At 69.9% G+C, this 25793-nt stretch carries 21 protein-coding genes; 7 read left to right on the plus strand and 14 right to left on the minus strand.

The annotated features are described in order from the left end of the window. The first annotated feature begins 75 nt into the window (after window positions 1–75). From RZO50_RS08525 to RZO50_RS08535, 3 genes are read left to right on the plus strand one after another with little or no spacing between them, the layout of a single operon-like run. Window positions 76–951: an ABC transporter permease gene (locus tag RZO50_RS08525; protein ID WP_322599288.1), complete on the plus strand. Its 876-nt coding sequence runs from the start codon at window positions 76–78 to the stop codon at window positions 949–951. Continuing rightward, window positions 951–1700 carry an ABC transporter ATP-binding protein gene (locus tag RZO50_RS08530; protein ID WP_194383532.1) on the plus strand — a complete coding sequence of 250 codons (750 nt, stop codon included), beginning with the start codon at window positions 951–953 and terminating at the stop codon, window positions 1698–1700. The genes RZO50_RS08525 and RZO50_RS08530 overlap by 1 nt, the downstream gene beginning before the upstream one ends. Then, complete coding sequence (locus RZO50_RS08535) at window positions 1690–3420, plus strand: glycosyltransferase family 2 protein (protein WP_322599289.1); 1731 nt, start codon at window positions 1690–1692, stop codon at window positions 3418–3420. The genes RZO50_RS08530 and RZO50_RS08535 overlap by 11 nt, the downstream gene beginning before the upstream one ends. On the opposite strand, the gene RZO50_RS08540 is transcribed toward RZO50_RS08535, so the two are convergent. Both RZO50_RS08540 and RZO50_RS08545 read right to left on the minus strand, forming a co-directional pair. Further along, entirely contained in the window at window positions 3389–4480 is a 1092-nt protein-coding gene (locus RZO50_RS08540) for a glycosyltransferase (RefSeq protein ID WP_322599290.1), read from the minus strand. The two genes, RZO50_RS08535 and RZO50_RS08540, sit on opposite strands and share 32 nt — an antisense overlap. Window positions 4481–4509: 29 nt before the next feature. Continuing rightward, window positions 4510–5442, minus strand: coding sequence for a glycosyltransferase family 2 protein (locus tag RZO50_RS08545; RefSeq protein WP_322599291.1), 933 nt, complete (start codon window positions 5440–5442; stop codon window positions 4510–4512). Between the two features lie 86 nt (window positions 5443–5528). On the opposite strand from RZO50_RS08545, the gene RZO50_RS08550 reads away from it, so the two are divergent. After that, complete coding sequence (locus RZO50_RS08550; protein WP_322599292.1) at window positions 5529–7145, plus strand: DUF2142 domain-containing protein; 1617 nt, start codon at window positions 5529–5531, stop codon at window positions 7143–7145. Between the two features lie 20 nt (window positions 7146–7165). Here the strand turns inward: RZO50_RS08550 and RZO50_RS08555 are convergent, their stop codons facing one another. Genes RZO50_RS08555 through RZO50_RS08610 form a run of 12 tightly spaced genes read right to left on the minus strand, consistent with a single transcriptional unit; the run spans window position 7166 to window position 22168 of the window. Next, window positions 7166–9223, minus strand: a complete 2058-nt coding sequence (locus RZO50_RS08555; RefSeq protein ID WP_322599293.1) for an acyltransferase family protein — start codon at window positions 9221–9223, stop codon at window positions 7166–7168. A gap of 49 nt (window positions 9224–9272) precedes the next feature. Then, window positions 9273–10736 (minus strand): bifunctional dTDP-4-dehydrorhamnose 3,5-epimerase family protein/NAD(P)-dependent oxidoreductase, encoded by a 1464-nt coding sequence (locus RZO50_RS08560; protein WP_322599294.1) that lies wholly within the window; start codon window positions 10734–10736, stop codon window positions 9273–9275. 2 nt (window positions 10737–10738) lie between these two features. Continuing rightward, complete coding sequence (rfbB, locus tag RZO50_RS08565; protein WP_322599295.1) at window positions 10739–11737, minus strand: dTDP-glucose 4,6-dehydratase; 999 nt, start codon at window positions 11735–11737, stop codon at window positions 10739–10741. After that, entirely contained in the window at window positions 11737–12606 is an 870-nt protein-coding gene (rfbA, locus tag RZO50_RS08570; protein ID WP_194383524.1) for a glucose-1-phosphate thymidylyltransferase RfbA, read from the minus strand. Before rfbA ends, rfbB begins: the two co-directional genes overlap by 1 nt. 25 nt (window positions 12607–12631) lie before the next feature. Further along, entirely contained in the window at window positions 12632–13573 is a 942-nt protein-coding gene (locus RZO50_RS08575; protein WP_322599296.1) for a UDP-glucuronic acid decarboxylase family protein, read from the minus strand. 31 nt (window positions 13574–13604) lie between these two features. After that, window positions 13605–14486 (minus strand): glycosyltransferase family 2 protein, encoded by an 882-nt coding sequence (locus RZO50_RS08580; RefSeq protein WP_322599297.1) that lies wholly within the window; start codon window positions 14484–14486, stop codon window positions 13605–13607. Between the two features lie 37 nt (window positions 14487–14523). After that, window positions 14524–15414: a glycosyltransferase family 2 protein gene (locus RZO50_RS08585; protein ID WP_322599298.1), complete on the minus strand. Its 891-nt coding sequence runs from the start codon at window positions 15412–15414 to the stop codon at window positions 14524–14526. Next, entirely contained in the window at window positions 15404–16675 is a 1272-nt protein-coding gene (locus RZO50_RS08590) for a lipopolysaccharide biosynthesis protein (RefSeq protein ID WP_322599299.1), read from the minus strand. Before RZO50_RS08590 ends, RZO50_RS08585 begins: the two co-directional genes overlap by 11 nt. Next, entirely contained in the window at window positions 16672–17811 is a 1140-nt protein-coding gene (locus RZO50_RS08595; protein WP_322599300.1) for a glycosyltransferase family 4 protein, read from the minus strand. The genes RZO50_RS08590 and RZO50_RS08595 overlap by 4 nt, the downstream gene beginning before the upstream one ends. Before the next feature lie 3 nt (window positions 17812–17814). After that, window positions 17815–19014 carry a glycosyltransferase family 2 protein gene (locus tag RZO50_RS08600; protein ID WP_228480783.1) on the minus strand — a complete coding sequence of 400 codons (1200 nt, stop codon included), beginning with the start codon at window positions 19012–19014 and terminating at the stop codon, window positions 17815–17817. After that, entirely contained in the window at window positions 19011–20216 is a 1206-nt protein-coding gene (locus tag RZO50_RS08605) for a glycosyltransferase family 4 protein (RefSeq protein WP_322599301.1), read from the minus strand. The genes RZO50_RS08600 and RZO50_RS08605 overlap by 4 nt, the downstream gene beginning before the upstream one ends. Next, on the minus strand, window positions 20216–22168 hold the full coding sequence (locus RZO50_RS08610; RefSeq protein ID WP_322599302.1) for a DUF6541 family protein: 1953 nt from the start codon (window positions 22166–22168) through the stop codon (window positions 20216–20218). Before RZO50_RS08610 ends, RZO50_RS08605 begins: the two co-directional genes overlap by 1 nt. Window positions 22169–22301: 133 nt before the next feature. Between RZO50_RS08610 and glf the strand changes: the two genes are divergently transcribed. From glf to RZO50_RS08625, 3 genes are all read left to right on the plus strand, one after another. Continuing rightward, a complete protein-coding gene (glf, locus tag RZO50_RS08615) occupies window positions 22302–23438 on the plus strand; it encodes a UDP-galactopyranose mutase (RefSeq protein WP_322599303.1) in 1137 nt (378 codons plus the stop codon). 129 nt (window positions 23439–23567) lie between these two features. Further along, window positions 23568–24683 (plus strand): glycosyltransferase family 2 protein, encoded by a 1116-nt coding sequence (locus RZO50_RS08620; protein ID WP_322599304.1) that lies wholly within the window; start codon window positions 23568–23570, stop codon window positions 24681–24683. 34 nt (window positions 24684–24717) lie between these two features. Next, window positions 24718–25791, plus strand: a complete 1074-nt coding sequence (locus RZO50_RS08625; RefSeq protein WP_322599305.1) for a nitroreductase family protein — start codon at window positions 24718–24720, stop codon at window positions 25789–25791. Window positions 25792–25793 lie beyond the last annotated feature (2 nt).

Consider the following 25793-nt stretch of genomic DNA (forward strand, 5'->3'; position numbering starts at 1 on the left):
GTCGGCGTCCCCGGACACGTCGAGTAGGATCTTCTGTGGCCCGAGCGGGCCTCACACGGGAGAGAGTGATGCGCCTTGTCGGTAGGAACCCGTCTCGACGTCTCTGAATACGACGTCCCCGGTCGCGGTCGCGGCCTGCTCGATGTCTTCCAGTGGCGCTACCTCCTCCGCCTGCTGGTGAGGAAGGGCACCGCCACCCGCTACCGCAACTCGGTGCTCGGGTGGGTCTGGTCGTACGTCAAGCCGGCGTCACAGTTCCTCATCTACTACTTCGTGATGGGGATCATCCTCCAGTTCCATCGCGACGTGCAGAACTTCGCGATTTACCTGTTCGCCGGCGTCGTTGTGGTCAACCTCTTCAATGAGGCGTTCGGCAACGCCACCAACGCGATTGTCGACAACCGCGCCCTGGTCAAGAAGATCTACCTGCCCCGGGAGCTGTTCCCGATCGCCGCGATCATCGTGGCCTTCGTTCACTTCCTGCCCCAGCTGGTCATCCTGCTCCTCGTCTGCCTCCTCGTCGGTTGGACGCCGACACTGCTCGGCTTGGGAGGCGCTCTGCTGGGCATCCTGCTCGTGGTGGCCTTCGCGCTCGGCCTGGGCCTGTTCTTCAGCGGGCTCAACGTCCGCTTCCGCGACGCGCAGAACTTCGTGGACCTCATCAAGATGTTCTCCACCTGGACATCGCCGGTGCTCTACACGTGGGCGCTTGTGGCCGACGCGCTCCGCGGTCACGACTGGCTGCTCTTCCTCTACATGTCCAACCCGCTCACGGTGGCCGTGGAGCTGTTCCACGTCGGCTTCTGGGAGCCGACGACCACCCAGTCCTACGTCCTTCCCGAGTGGTTCGGCTACGCCTCGCTGGTCGCCGTGGGGGTCACTCTCATCGCCCTCGTGGCGGGACAGTGGACGTTCCGCCGCTTCGAACGCACCTTCGCCCAGGACCTCTGATGTCACAGATCATCGTCGAGACCACGACCTCGCCCTGCATCGTCGTCGACCACGTCTCCAAGCGCTTCCTGCGCCGCAACACGCACTCCTTCAAGGAGGCCTTCGTCAGCTGGATCAAGCGGCGCAAGGTCCGCGCCGACACCTTCACCGCGCTCGACGACATCTCCTTCCAGATCGGGCAGGGTGAGGCGGTCGGCATCCTCGGGCTGAACGGCTCGGGCAAGTCGACGACGCTCAAGCTGATCTCCGGCGTGCTCGAGCCCGACTCCGGCGGCGTCTTCACGCGTGGACGCGTGGCCGGGCTCATCGAGGTCGGCGCAGGCTTCCATCCCGACCTCTCGGGGCGCGAGAACGTCTACCTGAACGCCGCCATCCTCGGGATGGGGCGGAAGGAGATCGACGAGCGGTTCGACGACATCGTCGCATTCAGCGAGATCGGCGAGTTCATCGACCAGGAGGTCAAGCACTACTCGTCCGGCATGTTCATGCGGCTGGCCTTCTCGGTCGCGATCCACGTCGACGTGGACATCCTGCTCGTGGACGAGGTGCTGTCCGTCGGCGACGCACCGTTCCGCGCGAAGTGCTACGCGAAGATCCGCGAGCTGACCGCCCGCGGCGTGACGATGGTCGTCGTCAGCCACGACACGAAGATGATCAAGGAGCTGTGCGCCCGGGGCATCGTGATCCGCAAGGGGCGCAAGATCTTCGACGGAGCCATCGACGAGGCGGTGGATCAGGTTGCCCGCTGACTCGTCGACGGCTGTGCTGCTGTCGGTGGTGATCCCCACCCACGACGTCGGCGCCTGGATCGCCGAGACCCTCGTCTCCGTCCTGGCACAGGACGTCGCGGACATGGAGGTGGTCGTCGTCGACGACGCGTCGACCGACGACACGGCGGCGATCGTCTCGCGCTTCGCCGAAAGCGACGACCGGGTCCGTCTGATCCATGCGGAACAGCGCGGGGGCGGGTCGGCGCGCAACCAGGGGGTCGCGGAGGCCTCCGGCCGCTACCTGGTCTTCTGCGACGGCGACGACCTCGTCCCGCTCGGCGCCTACCGCGCGATGGTCGAGTCGCTGGAGCGGACCGGCTCGGACATCGCATTCGGCGACTTCCTGAAGTTCTCGCCGACGGACACGTGGCGACCGACCGCGAGCATGTCCGCGTACGCCCGCCCCGCCCAGGGCATCCGGCTGGTCGACGAGCCCACTCTCATCCTCGCGCGTCCGTGCTGGAACAAGGTCTTCCGGCGCGACTTCTGGACCTCGTCCGAGATCACCTTCCCCGACGTCCCGCGCTCGAACGACATCGTGCCGATGGTCACCGCCTACGCGCGCGCCGAGAAGGTCGACATCCTCTCGGACGTCGTGTACCTGTACCGCGAGCGACCCGGCGCGACCTCGATGACCGCCCGGGCGGATTCAGCGGACTCGGTGCTCAGCTACCTGACGCAGGAGCGCGAGTGCGCGCGCGTGATCGCCGACCTCGGCGACGACGCACTCACCGCCGCGTACCGCCGGCTCATCTGGGACCGCGACGGCTTCGTGCACGTCGCGAAGTTCGCGGCCTCCCCGACGCGCGGTGCCCGTGAGGCGGAGATCGCGGCGATGCTGTCCGATCTGCTCGACCTGGTCGGCCCGGCGCCCAGCGGCATCGCGCCGTTCAAGGTGCTGGCGCTCACCCTGGCGGCGCGCTCCCAGTGGGTCGCGGCGAAGGTCGCCGCGGGATGGGAACAGCGCTACGACACCCCGGACCTGCACGAGCTCGCCGAGCTCCTGGATGCGCTGTCGTCGCGAGGCGAGCGGCTCGCCCCGGAGGACCGCATCTCGTGGCTGTCGGTCCGCGCGCTGCAGTCCTGGATGCCCGACCGCACCGACGAATCGGGCTGGGCGGCCGCCGCAGCGGCCCTGGCCGCGCGCTGCGGGGACGGGATCCTCGCGCGCGTCGCCGAGATCGGCAGCGCCGACCTCGATCCGGCTGAGGTCGTGCCCGTGCGCCGGACGGCGGCGGCGCTGGTCACCGAGCTGCGCGGGGGCATGACGCTGCGCATCACCGGCCAGTCTGATCTCGGCGCCGAAGACTGCGTCCCGGTCCTCTGGCCGGTCGACGGTCTGACCGACGTCATCGAGCCCACGTCCGTCAGGTGGCAGAGCGTCGAGGCGGACGCCGCCGATGCTGCGGGCGACTCGGCGTCGGCGCACCGGGTGTGGACCGCGGAGTACCCGCGCAAGACCCTGCCGACGCACGTCCTGCTCCAGCCGGCGCTGCGGCTGACGTCCGGGACGGTCGTGACGGCCGACTCGCGCCCGCCGCTGCCGGACTACTCGGTGATGGATTCGTTCATCTACGAGCGTCACCGTGATGTCGTGGTGCTCTACCGGCGACGGGGGCGCATCGTGCGCGCGGTGCGCCGGGCGTTCATCATCGCGGGGACCGCGGTTACGAGGCTTCTGCGACGGCGCGGCCGCTGAGCTCCTCGAGCAGGCCGCCGTACAGGCGCGACACGCGCCACGGTGAGACCGCCTCGAGGAACGCGCGCACGTCGGCGGGATCGACCCCCTCGAGCAGCGACGAGTCGCTCAGCATGCCCGTCAGGGACTCCTCGGGGGACGCGGTGTCGAAGAACGACACCCACGACTGTCCCGCGTACTGATCCCGCAGGTGGGGCTCGTCGGGGAGCACGGCCGGGACGCCGAACGTCGCGGCCAGGTGGACGCTGCCCGAGTTCAGGATGCGGCGGTAGGGGAACACGGCGACATCGGCCGCGGCGAACCAGCGTGCGATGTCGCCGTCGGGGACGAAGTCGAAGAACGTCACGGCGCGCACCGAGGACGGCATGTCCGGCTCCAGTTCCGCGAGGGATCCGGGAGGCGTGTGCCCGGCGAGCAGGAGCGCCAGAGGCCGGCCGTCGTCGCGGGCGGCTCGGTCGGCGGCGCGCATGAGCGTCGTCACGCCCTTGTAGGGGCGGATCTGGCCCAGGAACAGGACCGCCACCTCGTCGGGCGCGAGCCCGAACGACTCCCGCGCCTCCGTGCGCGTGATTCCGGTGTCGTAGATCCCCTGGTAGCTCGGGTGCGGGATCACCCGCACCTTCTCGGAGGGCACGACGCACACGTCGGCGATGACGGACGGCGTGTCCGCCGTCATGACGTGGACCGCGTCGGCCGCGTCGGCGAGAGCGCGGTAGATCGCCTGCTCCTGCCGTCGGTAGGTGAGCTCGTGGGGGAGCCGGTTGTGGACCGTCCACACGATCCGCACCCCGCGTCGCCGCATCCCGGAGAGCGCGCGCTCGAACTGACGCACGCGGCTGTCCGCATCGCGCTCGCTCAGCGCCGACTGGGCGATCGGCGACGTCCAGTGGATGTGGGCGACGTCACCGCGGCGCAGCCGCCGCGCGGCGCGCAGGAATCCATAGAAGTCCGTTTCGCCGGCGAACTGGAACCCCTGGGACCGCGGCGCGAGACTCAGGATGTTGAGGTAGGGGTTCGATCGCCAGGCCGGGAAGACGAGGACGGTCGGGCCAGCTTTCACCTCATGATCATAACGTCGTGAGAACAGGGCTACCGCTGGCGCGCGTCTCCGCCGGGATTGCGCAGGCGTCGCCACATGCGCCGGGCCGCGACGTAGAGCGGGTTGGTCATCTCGTGCTGGAGCCGCGCGACCTCGGTGCGCACGATGTCCTCGGTCTCGCGCAGGCGCCGGTCGACGTAGGCGGTCAGGTAGAGGGGGAGGCCGGGGCCGTCGCGGTCGATGCTGCCGCGCAGGGCCTGATCGCGGACGAGCGCGTCGTGCAGGGCATGGTCGTCGCGGGCCTCGATCACGCTGTTCCCGTCGACTCCGGACGCACTGGGTCGCTGGTGCCAGAAGACGAGCGGAGTCGGACCGAGGTAGTCGAGAGGCCCGCGCAGCAGGATCTGGGTGTTGAAGAGCCAATCGCCGACGACGGGAACGCTTTCGTCGTAGGGCCCGACGAGGTCGTGCGCGGTTCTGCGGTACAGGAACGCGATCGGGATGAAGCGGTTGAACTGCAGCTGGTCCATCAGCAGCGGCGCGAGCGAATTCGGCAGGAACTGCTCCTCGCCGATCGGCTGGATGTCGTCGCCGACACGGCGCTCCCACACGATCTGGATGCGCGAGACGACGCCGAGGCGGTCGGGGTGCGCGTCGAGGTACTCGACGGCGGCGTCGAGGAAGGCCGGTGCCCACGAGTCGTCGTCGTCGTGCAGAATGAGGAACTCGCCGCTCGTCGCGCGCACGCCGGCGTTCGCGGCGGGCCAGCGTCCGGTCGCGGTCGGGTGGTCGATGACGGCGACCTTCGAGGTGTCGATGCCGGAGTCGGCCAGCGCGCGATCCACGGCGGCGCGGGCGCCGCCGTCGTTGACGATGACGACCTCCCAGTCGGCGAACGACTGCGAGGCGATGCTGCGCAGCGCGCGCGTGAGGAACAGCGGGCGGTCCTTCGTGCGGGTGACGATCGAGACGCGTGGGGGCATGGGTGTGGCGACTCCGGGGTGGGGGCTTCTGATGAAGGCTACACGGCCGTCAGAGCGCTCTCGGCGGGCGTGCCTACGATGGTCGGGTGACCTCCGACGTGCCGCCCCCCGCCGAGATGACGTCCGCGACCGCGTCGACCGACCGGCCGCCGCTCCTGCGCGGGCTGCCGCTTCTCGTGTGGGGCCTGTGCGCGCTCATGCTCATGACGATGCTGGTGTGGTCGTTCACCCGGGCGACCTTCAGCGCGCAGGACGAGCGGGCCCACGTCGGCGCCGTGCTGTACGCCGAGGAGTTCCGGGAGTGGCCCGGATTCCAGGAGATGCCGCTGATGCTCAGCGCCATGCGCGCCGCGGAGATCGTGGGAACCTCGCCGTTCTCGGCGGACGAGCCGTGGCCGCGCCCCGATCGGCCGTCGTGGGCGGAGCTGACCACGCCCGACAATCTCGTCAGCGGATCGACCGTCAACCAGATGTCGCAGCATCCGCCCCTCTACTACGCAGGCCTGGCCGCGGTCCACCGGGTGCTGGCCGATGCAGGGCTGAACTTCGATCTCGAGGTCTGGATCTGGCGGGCCCTGTCCGCCATCATGCTCGCCCCGCTGCCGCTGCTCGCCGCAGCCCTCGCCCGGCGACTCGGCGCGGGGCGCCGCATGATCGTGCTGGCCGCCGCCGCCATGGCGCTCCTTCCCGCTCTGCAGCTGCTGGGCGGCTCGGTGAACAACGACAATCTGCTCATCGCCTCGTCTGCGTGGGTGTTCCTCGGAATGGGATGCGTGCTCACCGGCGATCTGCGCGTGCGCACCGCTCTGTGGATCGGGCTGGCGGCGGCGGTCGCGCTTCTGACCAAAGCCTTCGCCCTGCCGATCGCGGCGGCGGCCTTCGCCGCCTACGTCGTGGCCGCCGTGCGCACGCGGCGGGTCCGGCAGGCCGCCGTATCGGCATCCGTCCTGGTCGCTGCGGGCTCGCTCGGCGGATGGTGGTGGGTGCGCAACCTGCTGCTGTACGGCACTCTTCAGCCCTCGGGGCACGGGGACGAGCTCGCGTCCGGTCCGCTGTCCTTCGCGGAGGCGTGGCCGGTGTTCTTCGACACCTTCGTGGATCGGTTCTTCCCGCGGTACTGGATCGGCGCCAACGGCGGCATCATCGGCGATCTCGGCGTGGCGGTCTCGGTCGCGCTCACGGCTCTCTTCGTCATGGTGCTCGTGGCGATGCTCATCCGCGGCCGCGCCACGTGGCGCGACATCGTCGACGACGCCGTGCTGGCCGGGCCCGTCATCCTGATGGCGCTGATCGTCGCCTACCAGTCGTACCGGTTCACGGTCGAGACGGGCATCGCCGCGGGCGCCCAGGGACGCTACCTCTTCCCGGCGGCGATCGGCGCCGCTGCCGTGTTCGCGGTCGCCGCCCATCGCGCGTTCGGCGACCTGGGGCGACGCATCCTGCTCGGCGGCACGCTCGCGATCGGCCTCGGTGGGACCGTGTGGCGTCTCGCGCTCGCACGCGGATCGTGGGAACCCGACGCGACCTCGCTCTGGGCGAAGCTGGACGCGGTCTTCGCGTGGTCGCCGTTGCCCTACGCCGCCTCGGTGGGCGTGTACGTCCTGTTCGCGGTGGCGCTGCTGGCCGTCGTGGCGCTGTCGGTGCGCGAGCTCGCTCGCGCGGGCGACGACGCCGTCGAATCCGCCGCCGCGGTCGCCCGCTGAGCCGTGCCGGTTCGGGCGCCTCAGCCCATCGCCGCGGCGATCTCGTCGGCAAGGTACGGGGCGAGCGTCTTGCTGAACGTCCCGGTGATGTGGTGGAGGTCGCGGTATGCGACCACGCCGCCCATGACCATGGGGCAGCCCCCGTCCGTCGTGCAGTAGGCGTCCGCGAGATCGACGATCGGGGCGCCGGTCGCCCGGCCCGCCGCGCGGATGGCGTCCTCCTCGGCGAGCTGCGGATCCGCGGGGAACGCGCACGTGTCGAGGGAGAACTCCGATGACTGCGCGAGGCACTCGGTCGAGCTCTCGGGCACCGCAGGGTTGTCGGCGAGGCCGATCACGGTGACGCCGCGGTCGATCGCCCGCTGCCACGCGGACGCCATGCGCTCCGAGGTCTGCTCCTTCGTCGCCGCATCGACGTCGACCCGGTTCCAGGCGGTCACCAGCACGGCGTCGTAGTCGCCGGACAGGATGATGTCGTCGACGGCCGCACGCCGGTCTGCGCACTCGGAGTCCGCCGCCTCGACCTCCTGCCAGACGCAGCCCCGTCCCACGATCGCGTCGATCCGCCAGTTGCGCTCCTCGGCCTGCTCGCGCAGGCCCGGGATGAGCATCGCGGCGTGAGAGTCGCCCGTGAGGGCGATCCTGAGTGCGTCGGGGTCCTCGGACCCGATGGCGCACACGGAGGGGTCGCCGGTGGGTTCCTGGTCATAGCAGGCGAACGCGCCGCCGGTGTCCTCATAGAGATTCGCCAGTGGGGGTGCGAGCTCGTCGGCGGCCGTCGTCGCGTCCCTCAGCGGAGCGCAGGCATCCTCGAGGAGCAGTGAGGCGCCGCGACATGCGGCGGGGTCGGCGAGCTCGCCCGCGATCGCGTCTTGCCGCTCGCCGGCGTCGCGCGCGGCCAGCGCGATGGGCGCCGCGGCCAGGGCGACGACGACCGCCATCGCTGCGAGGGTGGTCGCGCCGATGGCGCGCGGTCGCGCCTGCCGCGTCGCGCGGGAGAACCGGATGGGGTCTTCGATGAAGCGCTTCGTGAGCGCCGCCGCGAGGATCGTGAGGACGAGCAGACCGACGCGGGTGGCGAAGTCGGGCACCTGGCCGATGACGGCCGGGGCGATCACGATGAGCGGCCAATGCCACAGGTAGATGCCGTACGACTGATCGCCGAGCCATTGCACCGGTCGCCAGGAGACGAGCGCCGACAGCCAGCGCAGCGGGATGTCGGGTCCACTCGCGATGACGATCGCGGCACCCAGAGTGGGCAGAAGCGCCGCGATCCCCGGGAACGGGGTCTGCGGGCCGTAGACGAGCGCGGACGCGGCCATTGCGGCCCATCCCGCGAACCAGGCCGCAAGGCGCACCGCGGCGGGGAGGGCCGGGAGCCGCACGAGCGCGACGAGTGCGCCGAGGCCGAACTCCCACACGCGCAGGGGAGTGGCGAAGTACGCGTAGGGAGGGTTGGTGGTGGTCAGCAGCAGCCCGGCGACCAGGCTGAGCGCGCTCACGCCTGCGATGACCCAGATCAGGTGGCGTCGGCGGACGGCGGCGACCGTGGCGCCGGCCGTCGCCGCGATGATGAGCAGCGGCCACACGATGTAGAACTGCTCCTCGACCGAGAGCGACCAGTAGTGCTGAGCGATCGGCGGCGCGTTCTCGGCGGCGAGGTAGTCCACCGCGTCGGCAGCCAGCATCCAGTTCTCGATGTAGAGCGCGCTCCCGATGATCGACCGCAGGTACTGCGTCTGCAGTGTCGCGGGCGCCCACAGGACAGTGAGCGCGATGCTCACAGCCAGCACGACCAGGCTCGCAGGCAGCAGTCGGCGGGCGCGGGCCGCCCAGAACGATGCCAGACCGATGCGTCCGGCTTCGCGTCGCCGCACCAGCTGGGCGGTGATCAGGAAGCCCGAGATGACGAAGAAGACATCGACGCCGATGTAGCCGCCGGGAAGCGCCCCCGGCCAGAAGTGGAAGAGCACGACCGCGAGGACCGCGAAGGCGCGCAGCGCCTGGATGTCTGCGCGGACCGCCACCCGGGTTCCCGAGGCCTTCGGCGCGCGCGTGACCGCGGTCGTCCCCACCATGCGTCAGTGCCCTCCGATCGCGCCGACCCGGCGGTGGCGCCTGAAGATTCTACCCGCGGGCCCCGTGAGTACCCGACGTGGGCGAGACCTCGCGGAGGTAGGTCGCGAGCTCCTCTTCCGCGGGCGTCGGGCTGTATCCGGTGTTCTGGATCTTGGTGGTGTCGAGGGTGCTGTGGTGGGGGCGGGGGGCGATGAGTGTGGTGGTGGTGGCGTAGTAGTCGGTGGTGGTGACGCCGGTGATGCGGGCGGGGTCGTGTCCGGTGAGGTGGTAGACGGTGCGGGCGATGTCGGCCCAGGTGGTGGGCTGTCCGGTGTTGGTGAGGTTGTAGGTGCCGTGGGGGGCGTGGGTGGTGAGGAGGTGGTGGATGCCGTCGGCGAGGGTGGGGGTGAAGGTGAGGCGTCCGGTCTGGTCGTCGACGACGCGGGGGTCGATGCCGCGTTGGGCGAGGTTCTGCATGGTGCGGACGAAGTTGTGGCCGTCGCCGATGACCCAGCTGGTGCGGAGGATGTAGTGGCGGGGGACGGTGGTGATGATCGCGTCGCCGGCGGCTTTGGTCTGTCCGTAGACGCTGAGGGGGTTGACGGGGTCGGTTTCGGTGTAGGGGCGGTCGCTGGTGCCGTCGTAGACGTAGTCGCTGGAGATGTGGACGAGGGTGATGCCGTGGGCGGTCGCGATGCGGGCGAGGGCGGCGACGGCGGTGACGTTGGCGGCCCAGGCGTCGGTGCGGCCGTGGCGTGTTTCGGCGGTGTCGACGGCGGTGTGGGCGGCGGCGTTGACGATGGTGTCGTAGTCGCGCCAGCGGCGTGCGGTGGGCAGGTCGGGGCGGGTGAGGTCGAGGTCGGCGCGGGTGGCGTACTCGATGTGGGGCTGGTCTCCCCAGAGGGTGTGGAGGGCGCGGCCGAGCTGTCCGTTCGCGCCGAGCACGAGGGTCTTCCGGGGGGCCATGGGGGTGACGTCCGCCAGGCGGGGGTGGGCTTTGTCCTTGTCGCTGATCTCGACCTGGTCGAGGGGGATGGGCCAGTCGATGGCGGCGGTCTCGTCGGCGAGGTTGAGGAAGGTGTATTCGGCGGTGGGGGACCAGTGGTCGTTGACGAGGTAGGTGTAGGCGGTGTCGGGGGCGAGGGTCTGGTAGGAGTTCCCGACGCCGCGGGGCACGAAGATCGCCTTCGAGGGGTCGAGTTCGGTGGTGAACACGGTCCCGAAGGTGGGGCCCTCGCGCAGGTCGACCCAGGCGCCGAAGATGCGGCCGGTCGCGACGGACACCCATTTGTCCCAGGGTTCGGCGTGGATGCCGCGGGTGGTGCCTGCGGCGTCGTTGAAGGAGATGTTGTTCTGCACGGGCCCGAAGTCGGGGAGGCCCGCGGCGGTCATCTTCTCCCGCTGCCAGTTCTCCTTGAACCAGCCGCGGGCGTCGCCGTGGACGGGCAGGTCCCACACCACCAGCCCCGGGATCGGGGTCGGGGTGGCGGTCAGCTTCTTGCCGAACGCGGTCGGGTCGGACGCGTCGGTCACCGTCACTGTCCCTTCGTGGCGTAGAACGCTTCGGTGGCGTCTTTGGTCGGTGCCCACCAGTCCTCGTGGGTGCGGTACCAGTCGATGGTCGCGGCCAGGCCCGCGTCGAAGTCGGCGTACCGGGGCTGCCAGCCCAGTTCGGTGCGCAGCCGGGTGGAGTCGATCGCGTAGCGCAGGTCGTGGCCGGCGCGGTCGGTAACGTGGTCGTACGCGTCGGCGGGCTGTCCCATCAGGGTGAGGATCATCTCCACGACGGTCTTGTTGTCCTTCTCGCCGTCCGCGCCGATCAGGTAGGTCTCCCCGATCGTGCCGCCCTCGAGGATGGTGAGGACGGCGGAGGAGTGGTCGTCGGCGTGGATCCAGTCCCGCACGTTCTGTCCCGCCCCGTACAGTTTCGGGCGGATCCCGCGGATCACGTTGGTGATCTGCCGGGGAATGAACTTCTCCACGTGCTGGTAGGGGCCGTAGTTGTTCGAGCAGTTGCTAATTGTGGCCTGCACCCCGAACGAGCGCACCCACGCCCGCACCATCAGGTCCGACCCGGCCTTCGTCGACGAGTAGGGCGACGACGGGTTGTAGGGGGTGGTCTCGGTGAACTTCGCCGGGTCGTCCAGCTCCAGGTCCCCGTACACCTCGTCGGTGGAGATGTGATGGAACCGGCGGTCGTGGCGACGGGCGGCTTCCAGCAGCGTGTACGTGCCGATGATGTTGGTGTCCAGGAACGGGCGCGGGTCGTGGAGGGAGTTGTCGTTATGGGACTCCGCGGCATAGTGCACCACCGCGTCCACCCGCCCGAACAGGTCATCCACCAGACCCGCATCGGCGATGTCACCGTGGACGAACACCACCCGGTCCTCGCTCAGCCCGGCCAGCGAGGCCCGGTTGCCGGCGTAGGTGAGCTTGTCCAGCACGGTGACGTGATCGTCGGTGTGGGACACGACATGGTGGACGAAGTTCGACCCGATGAAACCGGCACCACCGGTCACGAGCAGCCTGCGCATCAGCGTCCCCTCTCCAGCAGCCCCAGCAGGTACCGGCCGTACCCGGACTTCACCAGCGGACGCGCCCGCTCGGCGAGCTGCTCATCCGACAGGAACCCCTGCCGCCACGCGACCTCCTCCGGCGCACCGATCTTCATCCCCGTGCGCCGCTCCATCGTGCGGACGTACTCCGCCGCGTCGAGCATGTCGTCCACCGTCCCGGTGTCCAACCACGCCGTCCCCCGCGGCAGCACCTCCACCTGCAGCTTCCCCCGCTCCAGATACGCCCGGTTCACATCCGTGATCTCGTACTCGCCCCGCGCCGACGGCCGAAGCCCCCGCGCGATCTCCACCACATCGTTGTCGTAGAAATACAGCCCCGGAACCGCATAGTTCGACTTCGGCTCGGCCGGCTTCTCCTCCAAAGACACCGCCCGCCCGTCTCCGTCGAACTCCACCACCCCGTACGCCCGCGGCTCGGCGACCCAGTACGCGAACACCGCCCCACCATCCACATCCGAGAACCGCTTCAGCTGCGTTCCCAGTCCCGGCCCGTACAGCAGGTTGTCACCCAGCACCAACGCCACCGGATCATCACCGATGAAGTCCGCACCGATCGTGAACGCCTGCGCCAACCCGTCCGGCGACGGCTGCACCGCGAACGACAACCGCACCCCGAACTGCGACCCATCACCCAGCAGCCGCTCGAACGCCGCCGCGTCATGCGGCGTCGTGATCACCAGGATCTCGTCGATCCCCGCCAGCATCAACGTCGACAACGGGTAATACACCATCGGCTTGTCGAACACCGGAACCAGCTGCTTCGACACCCCCAACGTGATCGGATGCAGACGCGTCCCGGAACCACCGGCCAGAATGATGCCTTTCACGGCGTCCTATCCTGCCACTCCGGAGTCAGTCGGCGAGTGCGCGGCGGAAGTAGTCGACGGTGCGACGCAGTCCGTCGGTGAGCGGGACGGACGGCTCCCACCCGAGCTCGCTCCGCGCGAGCGAGATGTCGGGCTGGCGCTGCTTGGGGTCGTCCTGCGGGAGAGGACGGTGCTCGATCGCGGAGCCGCTGCCGGTGATCTCCAGGACCGCCTGGGCGAGCTCGAGCATGGTGAACTCGCCGGGGTTGCCCACGTTGATCGGGCCGGTGACCTCGTGCCCGGTGTCCATGAGGCGCACCATGCCGTCGACGAGATCATCGACGTAGCAGAACGAGCGCGTCTGCGAGCCGTCGCCGTAGATCGTGATCGGCTCGCCGCGGAGCGCCTGGACGATGAAGTTCGACACGACCCGGCCGTCGTTGGGGTGCATGCGCGGACCGTAGGTGTTGAAGATCCGGATCACCTTGATGTCGAGGTCGTGCTGGCGCCGGTAGTCGAAGAAGAGGGTCTCGGCCGCGCGCTTGCCCTCGTCGTAGCAGCTGCGCGGACCGATCGGGTTGACGTTGCCCCAGTACTGCTCGGTCTGCGGGTGCACCGCGGGGTCGCCGTAGACCTCGGAGGTCGACGCCTGGAGGATCGGAACGCGCAGGCGCTTGGCAAGCCCCAGCATGTTGATCGCACCGACCACACTGGTCTTGGTCGTCTGAACCGGATCGTGCTGGTAGTGCACCGGCGAGGCGGGGCAGGCGAGGTTGTAGATCTGGTCCACCTCGATGTAGAGGGGGAAGGTCACGTCGTGACGCAGCACCTCGAAGCGCGGGTTGCCGAACAGATGCTCGATGTTGCGCCGTGATCCGGTGAAGAAGTTGTCGACGCAGATGACGTCGTGACCCTCGACGAGGAGTCGCTCGGACAGATGCGAGCCGATGAAGCCCGCGCCGCCGGTGATCAGAACCCTGGATGACACCTCGGTAGCGTAGCACCGGGGCACGCGCCGCTCAGCGGGTGGTGGACACCATATTCCGCTGCCCGAATGTGCGCCCGATCCCGCCTTCGAGGCGGCCGAGGAACATGTGCCAGCCGTCGAGCGCGGTGATGGGGCGCGCGTTGCGCACCCCGTAGAGCAGCCCTGCCGCGGTGAACGCCGCACGCCACCACCACGGGTAGCGGTGGATCCTGAGCGCGTGCCCCGTGCCGCGGCCGTATGCCCGCAGCTTGCGACGGCGCTCCGCCGTCGTCAGCCCGAACGCCGTCGAGATGCCCTCGACGTAGACGTCGTGGGGGAGCCAGGCGAAGCCCTCGGCCATCTCGGGGTGCGCTCGCAGGGCGCGCAGGAGCAGGTCGGTCCCCTCGGCGACCTGCCACGGGGTCGCCGCCCCCGGACCCATCCGCTCGTCGAACCCGCCGATCTGCTCGAAGACGGAGCGCCGCAGCAGGATCCCCATCTCGATCACGCTCCAGACGTTCCACCGGTCGAGGGGAGTGCCGGCCGGCGGCAGCGTGGTCTTCGGGCCGCGTTCGTCCCACGAGGTGAAGCCGCCCGCGAGGAAGGCGGGATCGGCGACGGCCTCGCGGACCCGCCCGAGCACGCCGGCGGGGAAGACGGAGTTGTCGTTGGGGAAGAGCAGCACGGCGTCTCCCGCCGGAAGCGCGGCGACACCGGCGTTGCGTCCGCGCGACGCCCCGCGCGCCGAGTCGGTCGCCACGACCGGCACGCCCCGGTCGGCGAACTCCGCCGCCAGAGCGACGACCTCGTCACCGCGTCCCTGCGCCACCAGGACCACGCGGTCTCCGGCCTCCAGCTGGCCTTCCACAGACTCGAGGAGTGCGCGAAGCGGGTCGAGGCGTCCGAGCGTCGTGATTACCAGGGCGAGATCCACCCGCCCATTCTGCCCGACGCGGCCGCGATCGCCTCGGTCAGGGAAGGCGGTCGAAGGCCGGGTAGGCGGGATCGGGGGCGTCGCGGCCGAGGCGCCAGCCCGCGAGCACGTAGCGGGCGCCACGGAGATCGCCGGTGATCGCGGTGATCAGGGTCTTCGCGGCGAGGCGCGCGTAGCCCGTCACCCGGGTGCGTCCGCCGTGCAGCCGCAGGAAGTGCCGGAACGCCTGGCTGGAGTAGGCGAGGATGCGCGACCCTGCGCGCGCGTGCGACGACGACACGGCGTGCACCAGGCGGGCGTCCCCGACCTCGGCGAAGGCGATTCCGCGGCCGCTCAGCCGCAGCCCGTACTCGACGTCCTCCCAGTACATGAAGAAGCGTTCGTCGAGGAGCCCCGCCGACTCCAGCGTCTCTCGCCGGAGCAGCACGCACGCCCACGTGAGGAAGTCCGGCTGTTCGCCGGGCCGGGGCTGGCGGATGCTCCATGTGACGCGGGAGAGCACGCCCCCCGCCGAGAACTGCCGCCCCTCGGGAGTGATGATGCGCGGTCCGACGACGCCGAGGGCGGGCGAGCGGTCGAGCTCCGCACGCAGCAGCTCGAGGTCGGCCGCGGTCAGGGTGGCGTCGTTGTTGATCACGAGCAGCTGATCGATCGACGCGTCCGCGAGCAGCTCCCGCATCCCGGCGTTCACGCCGACGGCGAAGCCGGTGTTCGCGTCCAGCTCGCGGAACGACAGGCGCGGATCGGCCGGGATCGCCGAGGCGATGGTGCCGTCGGCCTCGTTGTCGACCACGACGACGCGCGACACCGCGTCGCCGTCTAGCAGGTGCGCCACGCAGGCCGCCGTCTGGTCGCGGTCGCGCCACGTGAGCACGACCGCGCCGACCGTGGGGCGGGCCTGCGGGGAGGGAGAGGTCTCAGTCGTCATGGTGCTCCCGGTCTCGATCGAGCAGGTGTGCGGCGTCGGCCGCGTCGAGCGCGCGCACGGCCGCCGCGCAGGGCCGCCACAGCAGCAGGGTCGCCGCACCCTCGGTGACCGCGTAGCCGATCGCCGCGCCGAGCGGGCCGATCGCGATCGCGAGGGCGATCATGACCGGCACGCCCACCGCCGTGGCGATCAGGCTGGCGCGCATCACGACAGCCGCCTGGCCGGCGGGGAAGAGCGCGTGACGGGTCATGGACGTACGGATGCTCAGGAACACGAACACCAGGCCCATCGCGATCAGCAGGTCGACGCCGGCGGCGGCGTCGGCGCCGAACAGGACCAGGCTCACCCAGTGGCCCAGGGCCGCCAGCACGATCCCGCCCAGCACTCCGAAACCTGTGTGGGCGAGGAGAGCCAGGCGCACCCGGCGTCCGCGTGCCCGGCCGGTGACCTCTCCCACCCAGCTCTGCAGTGCGCTCGCGAGCGTGAAGGGCAGCACGCTGCCCAGCTTGAACATCTTGTCGGCGGAGGCGAAGCCGGCTGCGGCATCCGGCGCGGCGGTCACGTTGACCAGCGGTGCGGGCACGCTCGAGTATGCGCTGAGCGCGGCGTCGTTGAGCGCCACGGGGAGGCCGGTGCGGAGCAGGCCCGGCAGGTCGCGCGTGCCGGGCCACGGCCCGGGGTGACGGCGCAGCAGGCGGGCGGTGAACAGGCCCGTGCCCACCAGCGTGACCGCGATGCCGGCGAGCGGGAACAGCTCGACGATGCCGGTCGCGGCGATCGCCGCGGCCGAAGCCGCGGTGGCCACGACGCGGGGCACCGCGTCGTAGAAGATGATCGTGCGCGGCTGTCCGACTCCGGCGCAGTACCACGTGAACGACAGGGCGATGAGCGCGCCCTGCACGCCCATCAGGACCGTGAGCCATTCCGTACCCGGCGACGCGACCAGCCAGCACACGACGCCGAGCACGGGGATCGACAGGGCGGCCACGAGCAGCCGCACGACGAGCGATTCGCGGTAGAGGCGCGCGCGCTCGTCGATCCCCGAGGCGATGGAGATGAGCGCTGGACCGATGGCCGGCCAGCCGTAGCCGATCACGATGGCGGCGAACGTGCCGATCGACTCGCCGGCGATCGCGCTGGCCCAGCCGCCCGGCCCGGCCTCGCGCGAGATGAGCGGGAGGACGATCAACGGCGACACGGCGGCGATCGCCGGCAGCAGCATGAAGCCGACGAGGCGGCGGCGCAGGGGATCGGCCGTCATGCGCCCGCCTCCGGTCGCTCTCCGTGAAGAGCGTCGCGAAGGACTCCGGCGGTGGCGGTGGCGGCTCGCTCCCATGTGAAGCGCTCAGCCCACTCCCTCGCGGTCGTGCGCGCCGCCTCGGCGGGCGGGTCCGACAGCGCCGAGCGCAGTGCGCGCCCGAACTGCGCCGCGTCCGTGGCGTCGGCGTAGCGGGCGGCATCGCCGCCGACTTCGCGCAGCACCTCGATGTCGTTGGCGAGCACAGGGACCTCTCGGCGGAGTGCATCGACGACGGGCAGCCCGAATCCCTCCGCCAGCGACGGACAGACGTACAGGTCCGCGACGGCGTAGAGCGCTTCGAGCTGCTCGGCGCCGACCCATCCCGGCAGCACGACGTCGGCGTCCAGCCCGAGCTCGGAGCGGAGCCCCGTCAGCGGATCGGCGGACCCGCCGCCCGTGATCACCGCGAGCGGCCGGTCTTCGGCGGCGACGGACGCCAGCGCGCGCAGGAGGCCGGCGAAGTTCTTGTGGGGGAGCCGGTTGCCCGTGCTCATCACGATCGGGCGACCGCGGTGCACACCGAGGGGAGCGACGGCCGCCCACGGATCGGCGGGCGCAGAGCCGGCGTTCGCGCCGTTGGGGACCACGGTGATGAGGTCTGCGGGCACACCCATGTGGGTCCCGATCGCACGCGCGGCGGCATGCGAGACGGTGACGACGGCATCGGCGGTGCGGGCCGAGCGGGTCATCAGCCACGAGGTGATCGCGCTCACCGCACGGGCGATGGGCGAGCCGTGCGCCTCGTGGTAGATCGCGTCGTGCACCGTGACCACCCGGCGGCTCGGCCCGCGGCGTATCGGGCCGAAGTTCGCGGGGCACCAGACCAGGTCGGCACCCGCCGCGCGGGCGGCGCGGGTCGTGCAGAACACCGCGCCCAGGGCCCAGCTGACGCGATCGGCGCCGACCGTCCGCAGCGTCCGCACCTGTCCCGGGAAGAACGCGCGCACACGATCCGCGCCGACGCGGTTCGCCAGGGCGATCAGCTCCACACCGGGCAGCGCGTCGGGCAGGCGGGGAGCGATCTCGCGGACGTACGTCTCGGTGCCACCGCGCGTGCCGGTGTACGAGAGGAGGTCCACGAGGATCCGGTCGGGCATGGATCAGCTCTCGATGACGGCGTCGGGCCGGACCTCGCGCCGAGGGGTGGAGAGTACGCCCGAGAAGAAGCTCATCATGACGGTCTGGAACCCCAGCATGATCCCGAGCGCGCTCGGGATCGCGATCCGCACGACCTCGGTCGCGTCCTGCGGCCCGAAGTCGAGGCTGCCCCATCGGAGCACCTGGACGACGCCGATCCCCACGCCCACCACGAACAGGCCGAGGCCGATGAGCAGGCCGCGTTCGGCGCTCCACCTCGCGACGATCGAGCGATACCGCGGACTCGCCGGCAGGAATCCCTCCTGGGTGGCGTAGAGCTTGGTGAGCCAGAAGAACAGCAGCGACTGGTAGCCCATCACGCACAGGGCGCTGGCGTACACCATGGTCGTCACGTCGAACCCGACGGCGCCGATCTGCACGCCGCCGAACGACAGGACCCCGACCGCGATGGCACCGACGAGGAACGCGACGAGTCCGGGGTAGACGAACAGCCAGCGTGGCGCGAAGATCAGCAGGAACCGCAGGTGGCGCCAGCCGTCGTGCCAGCTGCGCAGGTGCGGCGGGCGCGAGCGGCCGTCCTTCTTGAGCGTGGTCGGCACCTCTTCGATGCGGTAGCGGGCGAGCGAGGCCTTGACCACCATCTCCGAGGCGAACTCCATGCCGGTCGTCTGGAGGTCGAGGCTCAGGATCCGCTCGCGGTTGAAGCCGCGCAGTCCGCAGTGGAAGTCGTCGATGCCGGGCCGGAAGAACAGCTGCCCGATGCCGGAGAGCACGGGGTTTCCGAGGTACTTGTGCAGCGGGGGCATGGCGCCGGGGGCGATCCCGCCGCGGAAGCGGTTGCCCATCACGAGGTCGGCTCCTGCCCGGAGCTTCTCGACGAACGGCTCGAGGTTCTCGAAGTCGTAGCTGTCGTCGGCGTCGGCCATGATCACGAACCTGCCGCGGGCCTGCTCGATACCGTTGATGAGGGCGGCGCCGTATCCGCGGCGCGGGGCGTGCGAGACCCGTGCGCCGAGGTCTGCGGCGATCTGCTGGGAGCCGTCGGTGCTGCCGTTGTCGGAGATCAGCACCTCACCGCGCACACCGCTGCGCGCGAGGAAGCCCTGGGCCTTCTGGATGCAGACGGCCAGCGTCTCGGCCTCGTTGAGGCACGGCATCAGGATGGTCAGCTCGACGGGATCCGTCTCGACGGGTCGGTTCACTTGTTCTCTGCTCTCTCGGCGCGGGGGCGATCGTCGCCCGCGCCGCGGATGTCTCGCACGGTGTCGACGATCGCGTCGATGGTGCGGCGGATCGTGCGCGTCGCCAGGGCTTCGCGGTACCAGTCTGACGTGGATCGCCGCAGCGCACCGGCACCGGCCACGGTGCGGCCGATCGCATCACCGAGGTCGCGCGGCGCGGCGCTCGCGGCGACGTGGCCGTTGCGTCCCGCCTCGATCAGCTCGGTCGACGCGTTGCCCTCGTCGGCGACGAGCACGACGGGCGTCCCGTGTGCGGCGGATTCGACGACCACGAGGCCGTAGCCCTCGCGGCGCGAGGGGTTCACCAGGCACGCCGCGGTCGCCATGAGCTCGTCGAGGCGCTCCTGGGGGACGAAGCCCGGGAGGTCCGTCCATACGTCCCCGTCGGCGGCCCGAATCGCGGCGCGCACTTCGGGGGCGCTCGGTCCGTCCCCCAGGATGACGAGGCGCAGGTCCGGGATGCGCTCGCGTGCGACGGCGACGGCAGCAGGGAGGCACTCCACGCGCTTGTCGGGGATATGGCGTCCGACGTACAGCACGAACGGCGGCGACGCCGCATCGCGCGTCTCGGGCTCCGGGTTGCCGCCTTCGATCAGGCCGGGGCTGACCAGCAGCCTCCCGCGCAGGCCTTCCGCGCGCAGGCGCCGGGCGCTCAGCTGCGAGTGGGCGGTTGCGACCGGTGTGAGCGCGATCGCGACGCGCTGCAGGAACCACGCGACGGTGCCGGTGGCCCGGCCGGCGTACCGGATCCACTGCGGGCGCCGCCACACCTCGAGGTAGTCGGCGATCAGCGTCGTGCGGGTTCCGGCCAGCGCGGCCCTCGCGGCGAAGACGTTCAACACGGGGAGTGCGCTGACGATCACCGCGTCGTACCGGTGGCGGCGACGGCGGAGGGTGCGGAACAGTCCCCAGGCGAACGCCGCGGCGGCGGCGGATCGGCGGACACCGTCCGCGGAATACAGACGGAGCGGGCCCGTGGCCGCGACCACCCGGAACCCGGGCTCCTCGGGCGCGGCCCCCGTCCATTGGCGGGCGGTGAGATAGTCCACCGCGAGGCCGCGGCCGGCGAGCTCGGTGGCGAAGGCGCGGTACTGCCGCTCGCCGCCGCCCGTGGTGTACGGGAAGAGGCAGTCGTAGGCGATCGCGACGGATGTCACGGGCATCAGCACCCCTCGATGCGGAAGAGCCGCGCGTCGTCGCCCTCGGCGTCGACGAGGACGAGGCGATCGGACGGCTCGAGGTCGTTGATCCCGCTGCGCTCGGTGCCCGAGTTCTTGCTGTTGAAGACGTTCTGGGATCCGAAGTCGAGCACGTACTCCGCCCCCAGGCGGTCCACGGCCTCGCACACGCGCGGGTCGTCGTCGATGTCGGCCAGGTGGGCGTCGACGTACTCCTCGTCGTCCGTGCGCGTGCCGAAGACGTGGAGCTCCAGCACCTCGCGCCCCGCGAGCGCATACGCGAGCGAGCCGCCCGTCCACGGATTGACGATGAGCACGGCATCCGCGGGCAGCGTCTCATCCAGTCGGTCCAGCAGGATCTGCTCGTCCTCCGTGAGCAGCGCCGCGGACCCGTCCAGTCGGTAGGCGCCCTGTGCGGCGTGCATCGTCGCGGTGACATTGGGGCCGACGGCCACGCTGAACGCCGCGGCCGCGGCGAGCGCGACGACGCCCATCCGGACGGGCTCCGTCCACCGCGCACGACGCGCGGCCCGGTTCAGCAGGTCGATCAGGACGAGGGCGCCGAGGACGGCGACGGGGATCGCCGCGATCGGCAGGAGCGCCGCGAGCCGGTACGAGTCGTTGTACCAGGGATTGGTCAGCAGGTCGCGGATCTGCGTGCCGACGGGGAGGCCGCTGACGACGATGAACAGGAGCGCGGCGGCGGCGAACGGGATTCCCGCGAGCGCCCAGCGAGCCGGACGGCGGACGACGACGACGATTCCCAGAATCAGCAGGAGGGCGGTGGTCACCGTGATCGGGTACCCGCGCGGGGCGACGAGGGCGGCTTCGCCGAAGGCCTGCGCCGCGCTCTGCCACGCGCCCCACCCGGACATCTCCTCGTTGGTGCGGCCGACGCGCCACAGGCCGACCCCGACCAGGGCGAGGGCGGGAATGGTCACGGCGGCGACGGTGACCGCGGCGCGCGTGCGCTCTGTGAAGGCCGCCGCGCCAAGGATCCAGGCGATGCCCGCGACGGTGAGGGCGTAGAGCGCCAGGAACGCGTTCGGGTGCGAGATCCCGATGGCCGCGCAGACGGTGACCAGCAGCAGCGCGGTGCGCAGCCGGTCACGCCCGCGGGTGCGCAGGAGCAGCCAGGCCGCGGCGATCCCGGCGGGCAGCACCGCGTAGGCGGTGAAGTTCGGGTAGAGCACGCCGAAGTCGAGCAGCATCAGAGGGAAGGCCCCGAACCCTGTCGTCAGCGCCGCGGTGAGCGCGAGCGCCGCGGGGCGTGCCGCGAAGACCGAAGCGGATAGCGCGAGCGCTGAGGCGGGCCACGCGACGGCTCCAATGGCGATGTTCGCGGCGTTGACCGCGAGCGCCACGCCGCCCCCGCCGAGCTGCGCGACGAGCGTCACGACGCTGTGCCAGCCGTTCGGGTAGAAGTCGATGTCGGAGGCGCTTCCGACGGTGAAGATCGAGGCATCGCCGGTGTCGAGGATCAGGCGCACCGCGTTGAGATGCACGATCGCGTCGAAGGTCTGCGAGATGTTCTCGGGGTCGCCGAAGACGACCCCGAGCTGGGTCCCGATGGCGAGGGCGGCGGCGACGAGACCGACCGCGGCGGCGACCGGGGCGGCACCTCGTCGAGAGGGGGGCGCGGGCGCGGTCCACGGTGCGGGAAACTCGGTGCGTCCGACCCAGCGTCGCACCGCGAATGCGACCGCGGCCGTGCCAGCGGTCACGATCGCCACCGGCAGCAGCGACCAGCGCAGGCCCGTCAGCGGTGCTGCGGTCGCCGCGACGGCGACGACCGCGAGAGACACGGCGGGGGCGAAGAGCCAGGCCGTGACGGATCTCGGGCCCCATCCGGCTGCGATCACGGCAGCACCCGGAAGAAGTATCACGCCGACGGCGATCAACACCGACGGTGCGGCGGCAAGCCAAGCCTCATTCATCTCGACTCCCGGCTGGTGGACAACAGTGAGATATCGTAGTAGTCCGTCTGCTGGACAGGTGCTCAACGCCCCGGCGACTCCCCATACGAGGCGCGCGGATCGCGTCTTCGCACCGATTCAGAAAGCGCACCATATGGATCTTCTCGTTGTCGGCTCCGGCTTCTTCGGCCTGACGATCGCGGAGCGCGCGGCCGCGGCGGGGCGCAAGGTCACCGTCATCGACCGCCGGCCTCACATTGGCGGGAACGCCTATAGCGAGCCCGAACCGTCCACGGGCATCGAGGTGCATCGATACGGCGCGCACCTGTTCCACACGTCGAACCCCGGGGTGTGGGAGTACGCGAACCGCTTCACATCGTTCACCTCATACGTGCACCGGGTGTACACGAACCATCGCGGCGTCGTGTATCCGCTGCCGATCAACCTCGGCACCGTCAACCAGTTCTTCCAGGCGGCCTACTCGCCCGACGAAGCCCGCGCGCTGGTGCAGGAGCAGGCGGGGGAGTTCGACGCGAAGAGTGCGGCGAACCTCGAGGAGAAGGGGATCGCGCTCATCGGGCGCCCCCTCTACGAGGCGTTCATCCGCGACTACACCGCCAAGCAGTGGCAGACAGATCCGAAGGATCTACCGGCCGAGATCATCAGCCGGCTGCCGGTGCGCTACACCTACGACAACCGGTACTTCAACGACACGTGGGAAGGACTGCCGACCGACGGATACACCGCGTGGCTCGAGCGCATGGCCGACCACCCGAACATCGAGGTGAGCCTCGACACGGACTTCTTCGACGAGACCCAGCCGCTGAACAAGGCCGACACCGTGGGCCGGCTCCCGATCGTCTACACCGGGCCGGTCGACCGGTACTTCGACTACGCCGAGGGCGCGCTCGCGTGGCGGACGCTGGACTTCGAGCAGGAGGTGCTAGAAGTCGGCGACTTCCAGGGCACGAGCGTCATGAACTACGCTGACGCGGACGTGCCGTATACCCGCATCCACGAGTTCAAGCACTTCCACCCTGAGCGCGCAGACCGTCACCCGGCCGACCGGACGGTCATCATGCGCGAGTTCTCCCGATTCGCCGAGCGCGCGGACGAGCCGTACTACCCCGTCAACACCCAGAAGGACCGCAGTGGCCTCCTCGCGTACCGCGAGCTCACCAAGGGCGAGAAGGACGTCTACTTCGGCGGGCGACTGGGCACATACCAGTACCTCGACATGCACATGGCGATCGGCTCGGCTCTGTCGCTGTGGACCAACAGGCTCGCCTGAGTGATCGGCGGCGCGTGTCGCCTCGGAGGAGGCGTCGGGTAGAATTGTTGCCGCGGCGGGTCGGCTCGGATCCGGACTCGTCATGCGGCGGAAAATCCGCCGCCGCCTCGCGAAAGCCTCCTCAGACACATGCGCATCTTCATCCAAATTCCTTGCCTCAACGAGGAGACGACCCTCCCGCTCGTGCTCGCGGGGATTCCGAAGCAGATCGACGGTGTCGACGAGATCCACGTGCTGGTGGTCGACGATGGCTCATCCGACCGCACCGTCGAGGTCGCACGGCAGCTGGGAGTCGAGCACTTCGTCTTCCACACCCGCAACATGGGCCTCGCCCGGTCGTTCCGCGACGGTGTCGACTACGCCCTCCAGCACGGCGCGGACATCGTCATCAACACCGACGGCGACAACCAATACCCGCAGGAGCGAATCGCCGACCTGGTCCAGCCCATCCTGCGAGGTGAGGCGGACATCGTCATCGGGGACAGGCAAACCAAGACGATCGCGCATTTCTCTGGTTTCAAAAAGATCATGCAGGGCGTGGGAAGCGGTGTGGTGAACTTCGCCGCCGAGACCGACCTACCCGACGCAGCGAGCGGCTTCCGCGCGTACTCTCGCGAGGCCCTCATCCGCCTGAACGTCGTCACGCAGTTCAGCTACTGCATGGAGACGATTATTCAGGCCGGCAACAAGCGCCTGCGTATCGCGAGTGTGCCCATCAAGACCAACCCGAAGACACGCGAATCGCGTCTCTTTTCGAACATCTTCCAGCACATGGGGCGCTCCGCGCAGGCGATCATGCGCAGCTATGTGATGTTCAAACCGCACGCGGTCTTCCTGACCCTGGCAGCGGTGTTCCTGGCCGGGGCGGCGATACCGTTTGGCCGGTTCCTCGTGCTGAGCTTGATGGGGGTCGCCGGAGACCATATTCAATCGCTCATCCTCGGTTCGGCACTGCTAGTCGGTGCGCTTCTGAGCGTCGCGCTCCTCGTCATCTCCGACATGCTGCGCACTAACCGCACCCTGGTCGAGGACGCCCTCGAGCGCATCAAGCAACTGCAGTATGCGCCGGAGCGCATCGCGGACCCGAACGCGGTGGGTCCTGACGACGCCGCACAGCACCCGTCGCTGGCCATCAGTCCCCTAGCGGTCGAGACGGTGCTCTCAGGCGCCGAGCCGGTCGCCACCATCGCGCCCGAGCACGAACGTGCCGATGACGCCGAGGCGCGAGCCGCGCGCGGCGCCTGACCACTCCCCGCCCCTTCCGCCGACAGGAGTCTGCGTGCTCAACACGCTCAAGCGCATTGCCAAGGATTTGCTCGCGATCACGTGGATCCGCCGTGTCTACGAGTTGGTCAACCGTGTGGTGCTCGAGACGTTCGGCTCGAGTCGCATCCTGACCCACCTGTGGTTTTTCGTCAGCGCGATCACGTTCAACCGCGAGCAATCCGCTGTCCTGCGTGGTCGCCGCGACTACTACCGAAACAAGCATCGTGACCGCCTCTCGCATGTTGAGCTGCGCCGCAACGTGCACCGTCTCGAGAAGGGCCTCATCATGCGCCCCCGTCGGGATGTCTTCGCGCGCGACTACATCACCGAGACCATCGAGTTCTACGAGGAGGCCGCCGCGCAGTTCGCCGCGGCCCCCGGGACCATGGAGCAGAGCGAGATGGACTGGGCGCATGACGTGCTCACCGAGTACTTCCGCTCGGTTACGGGCGAGGACGCCACCGTAGACGCCGCACGTGCACGGTTCGTGGCCGCCGGCTACGCGGGGGAGTTCACGGGCAAGGTGCCGCATCCGAAGGAGCAGCTCTCGAATCTGTCGTACGACGACCTCGAGCGCCTGGTCTCCCAGCGACGCAGCGTGCGCTGGTTCGACCAGCGCCCCGTACCGCGCGAGGAGATCGACCGGGCGCTCCTGGTCGGACGGCAGGCGCCGACGGCGTGCAACCGGCTGCCATACGAGTTCCGTGTCTTCGACGACCCCGAATTCGTCCGCCGGGTGTCGTCGATACCGTTCGGTGCCGCCGGCTATGGGCACAACATCCCGGCCATCGTCGTCGTCGTCGGCAAACTCGAGTCGTATTTCAGTCCCCGCGATCGTCACGCCATCTACGTCGACAGCTCCCTCGCAGCGATGCAGTTCATGCTGGCTCTGGAGACCCTGGGGCTGAGCTCCTCGGTCATCAACTGGCCTGACTTCGAGCCTCTCGAGCGCAGGATGCAGAAGACGCTCGGGCTGTCCATGACCGACCGCGTCGTCATGCTGATCGCCGTGGGCTATGCGCACCCGGAGGGGATGGTGCCCTACTCGCAGAAGAAGGAGCTGGACACCTTCCGCCGCTTCAACTGACG

This window comes from Microbacterium xanthum, assembly GCF_034531355.1.
Classification (GTDB): Bacteria; Actinomycetota; Actinomycetes; order Actinomycetales; family Microbacteriaceae; genus Microbacterium; species Microbacterium xanthum.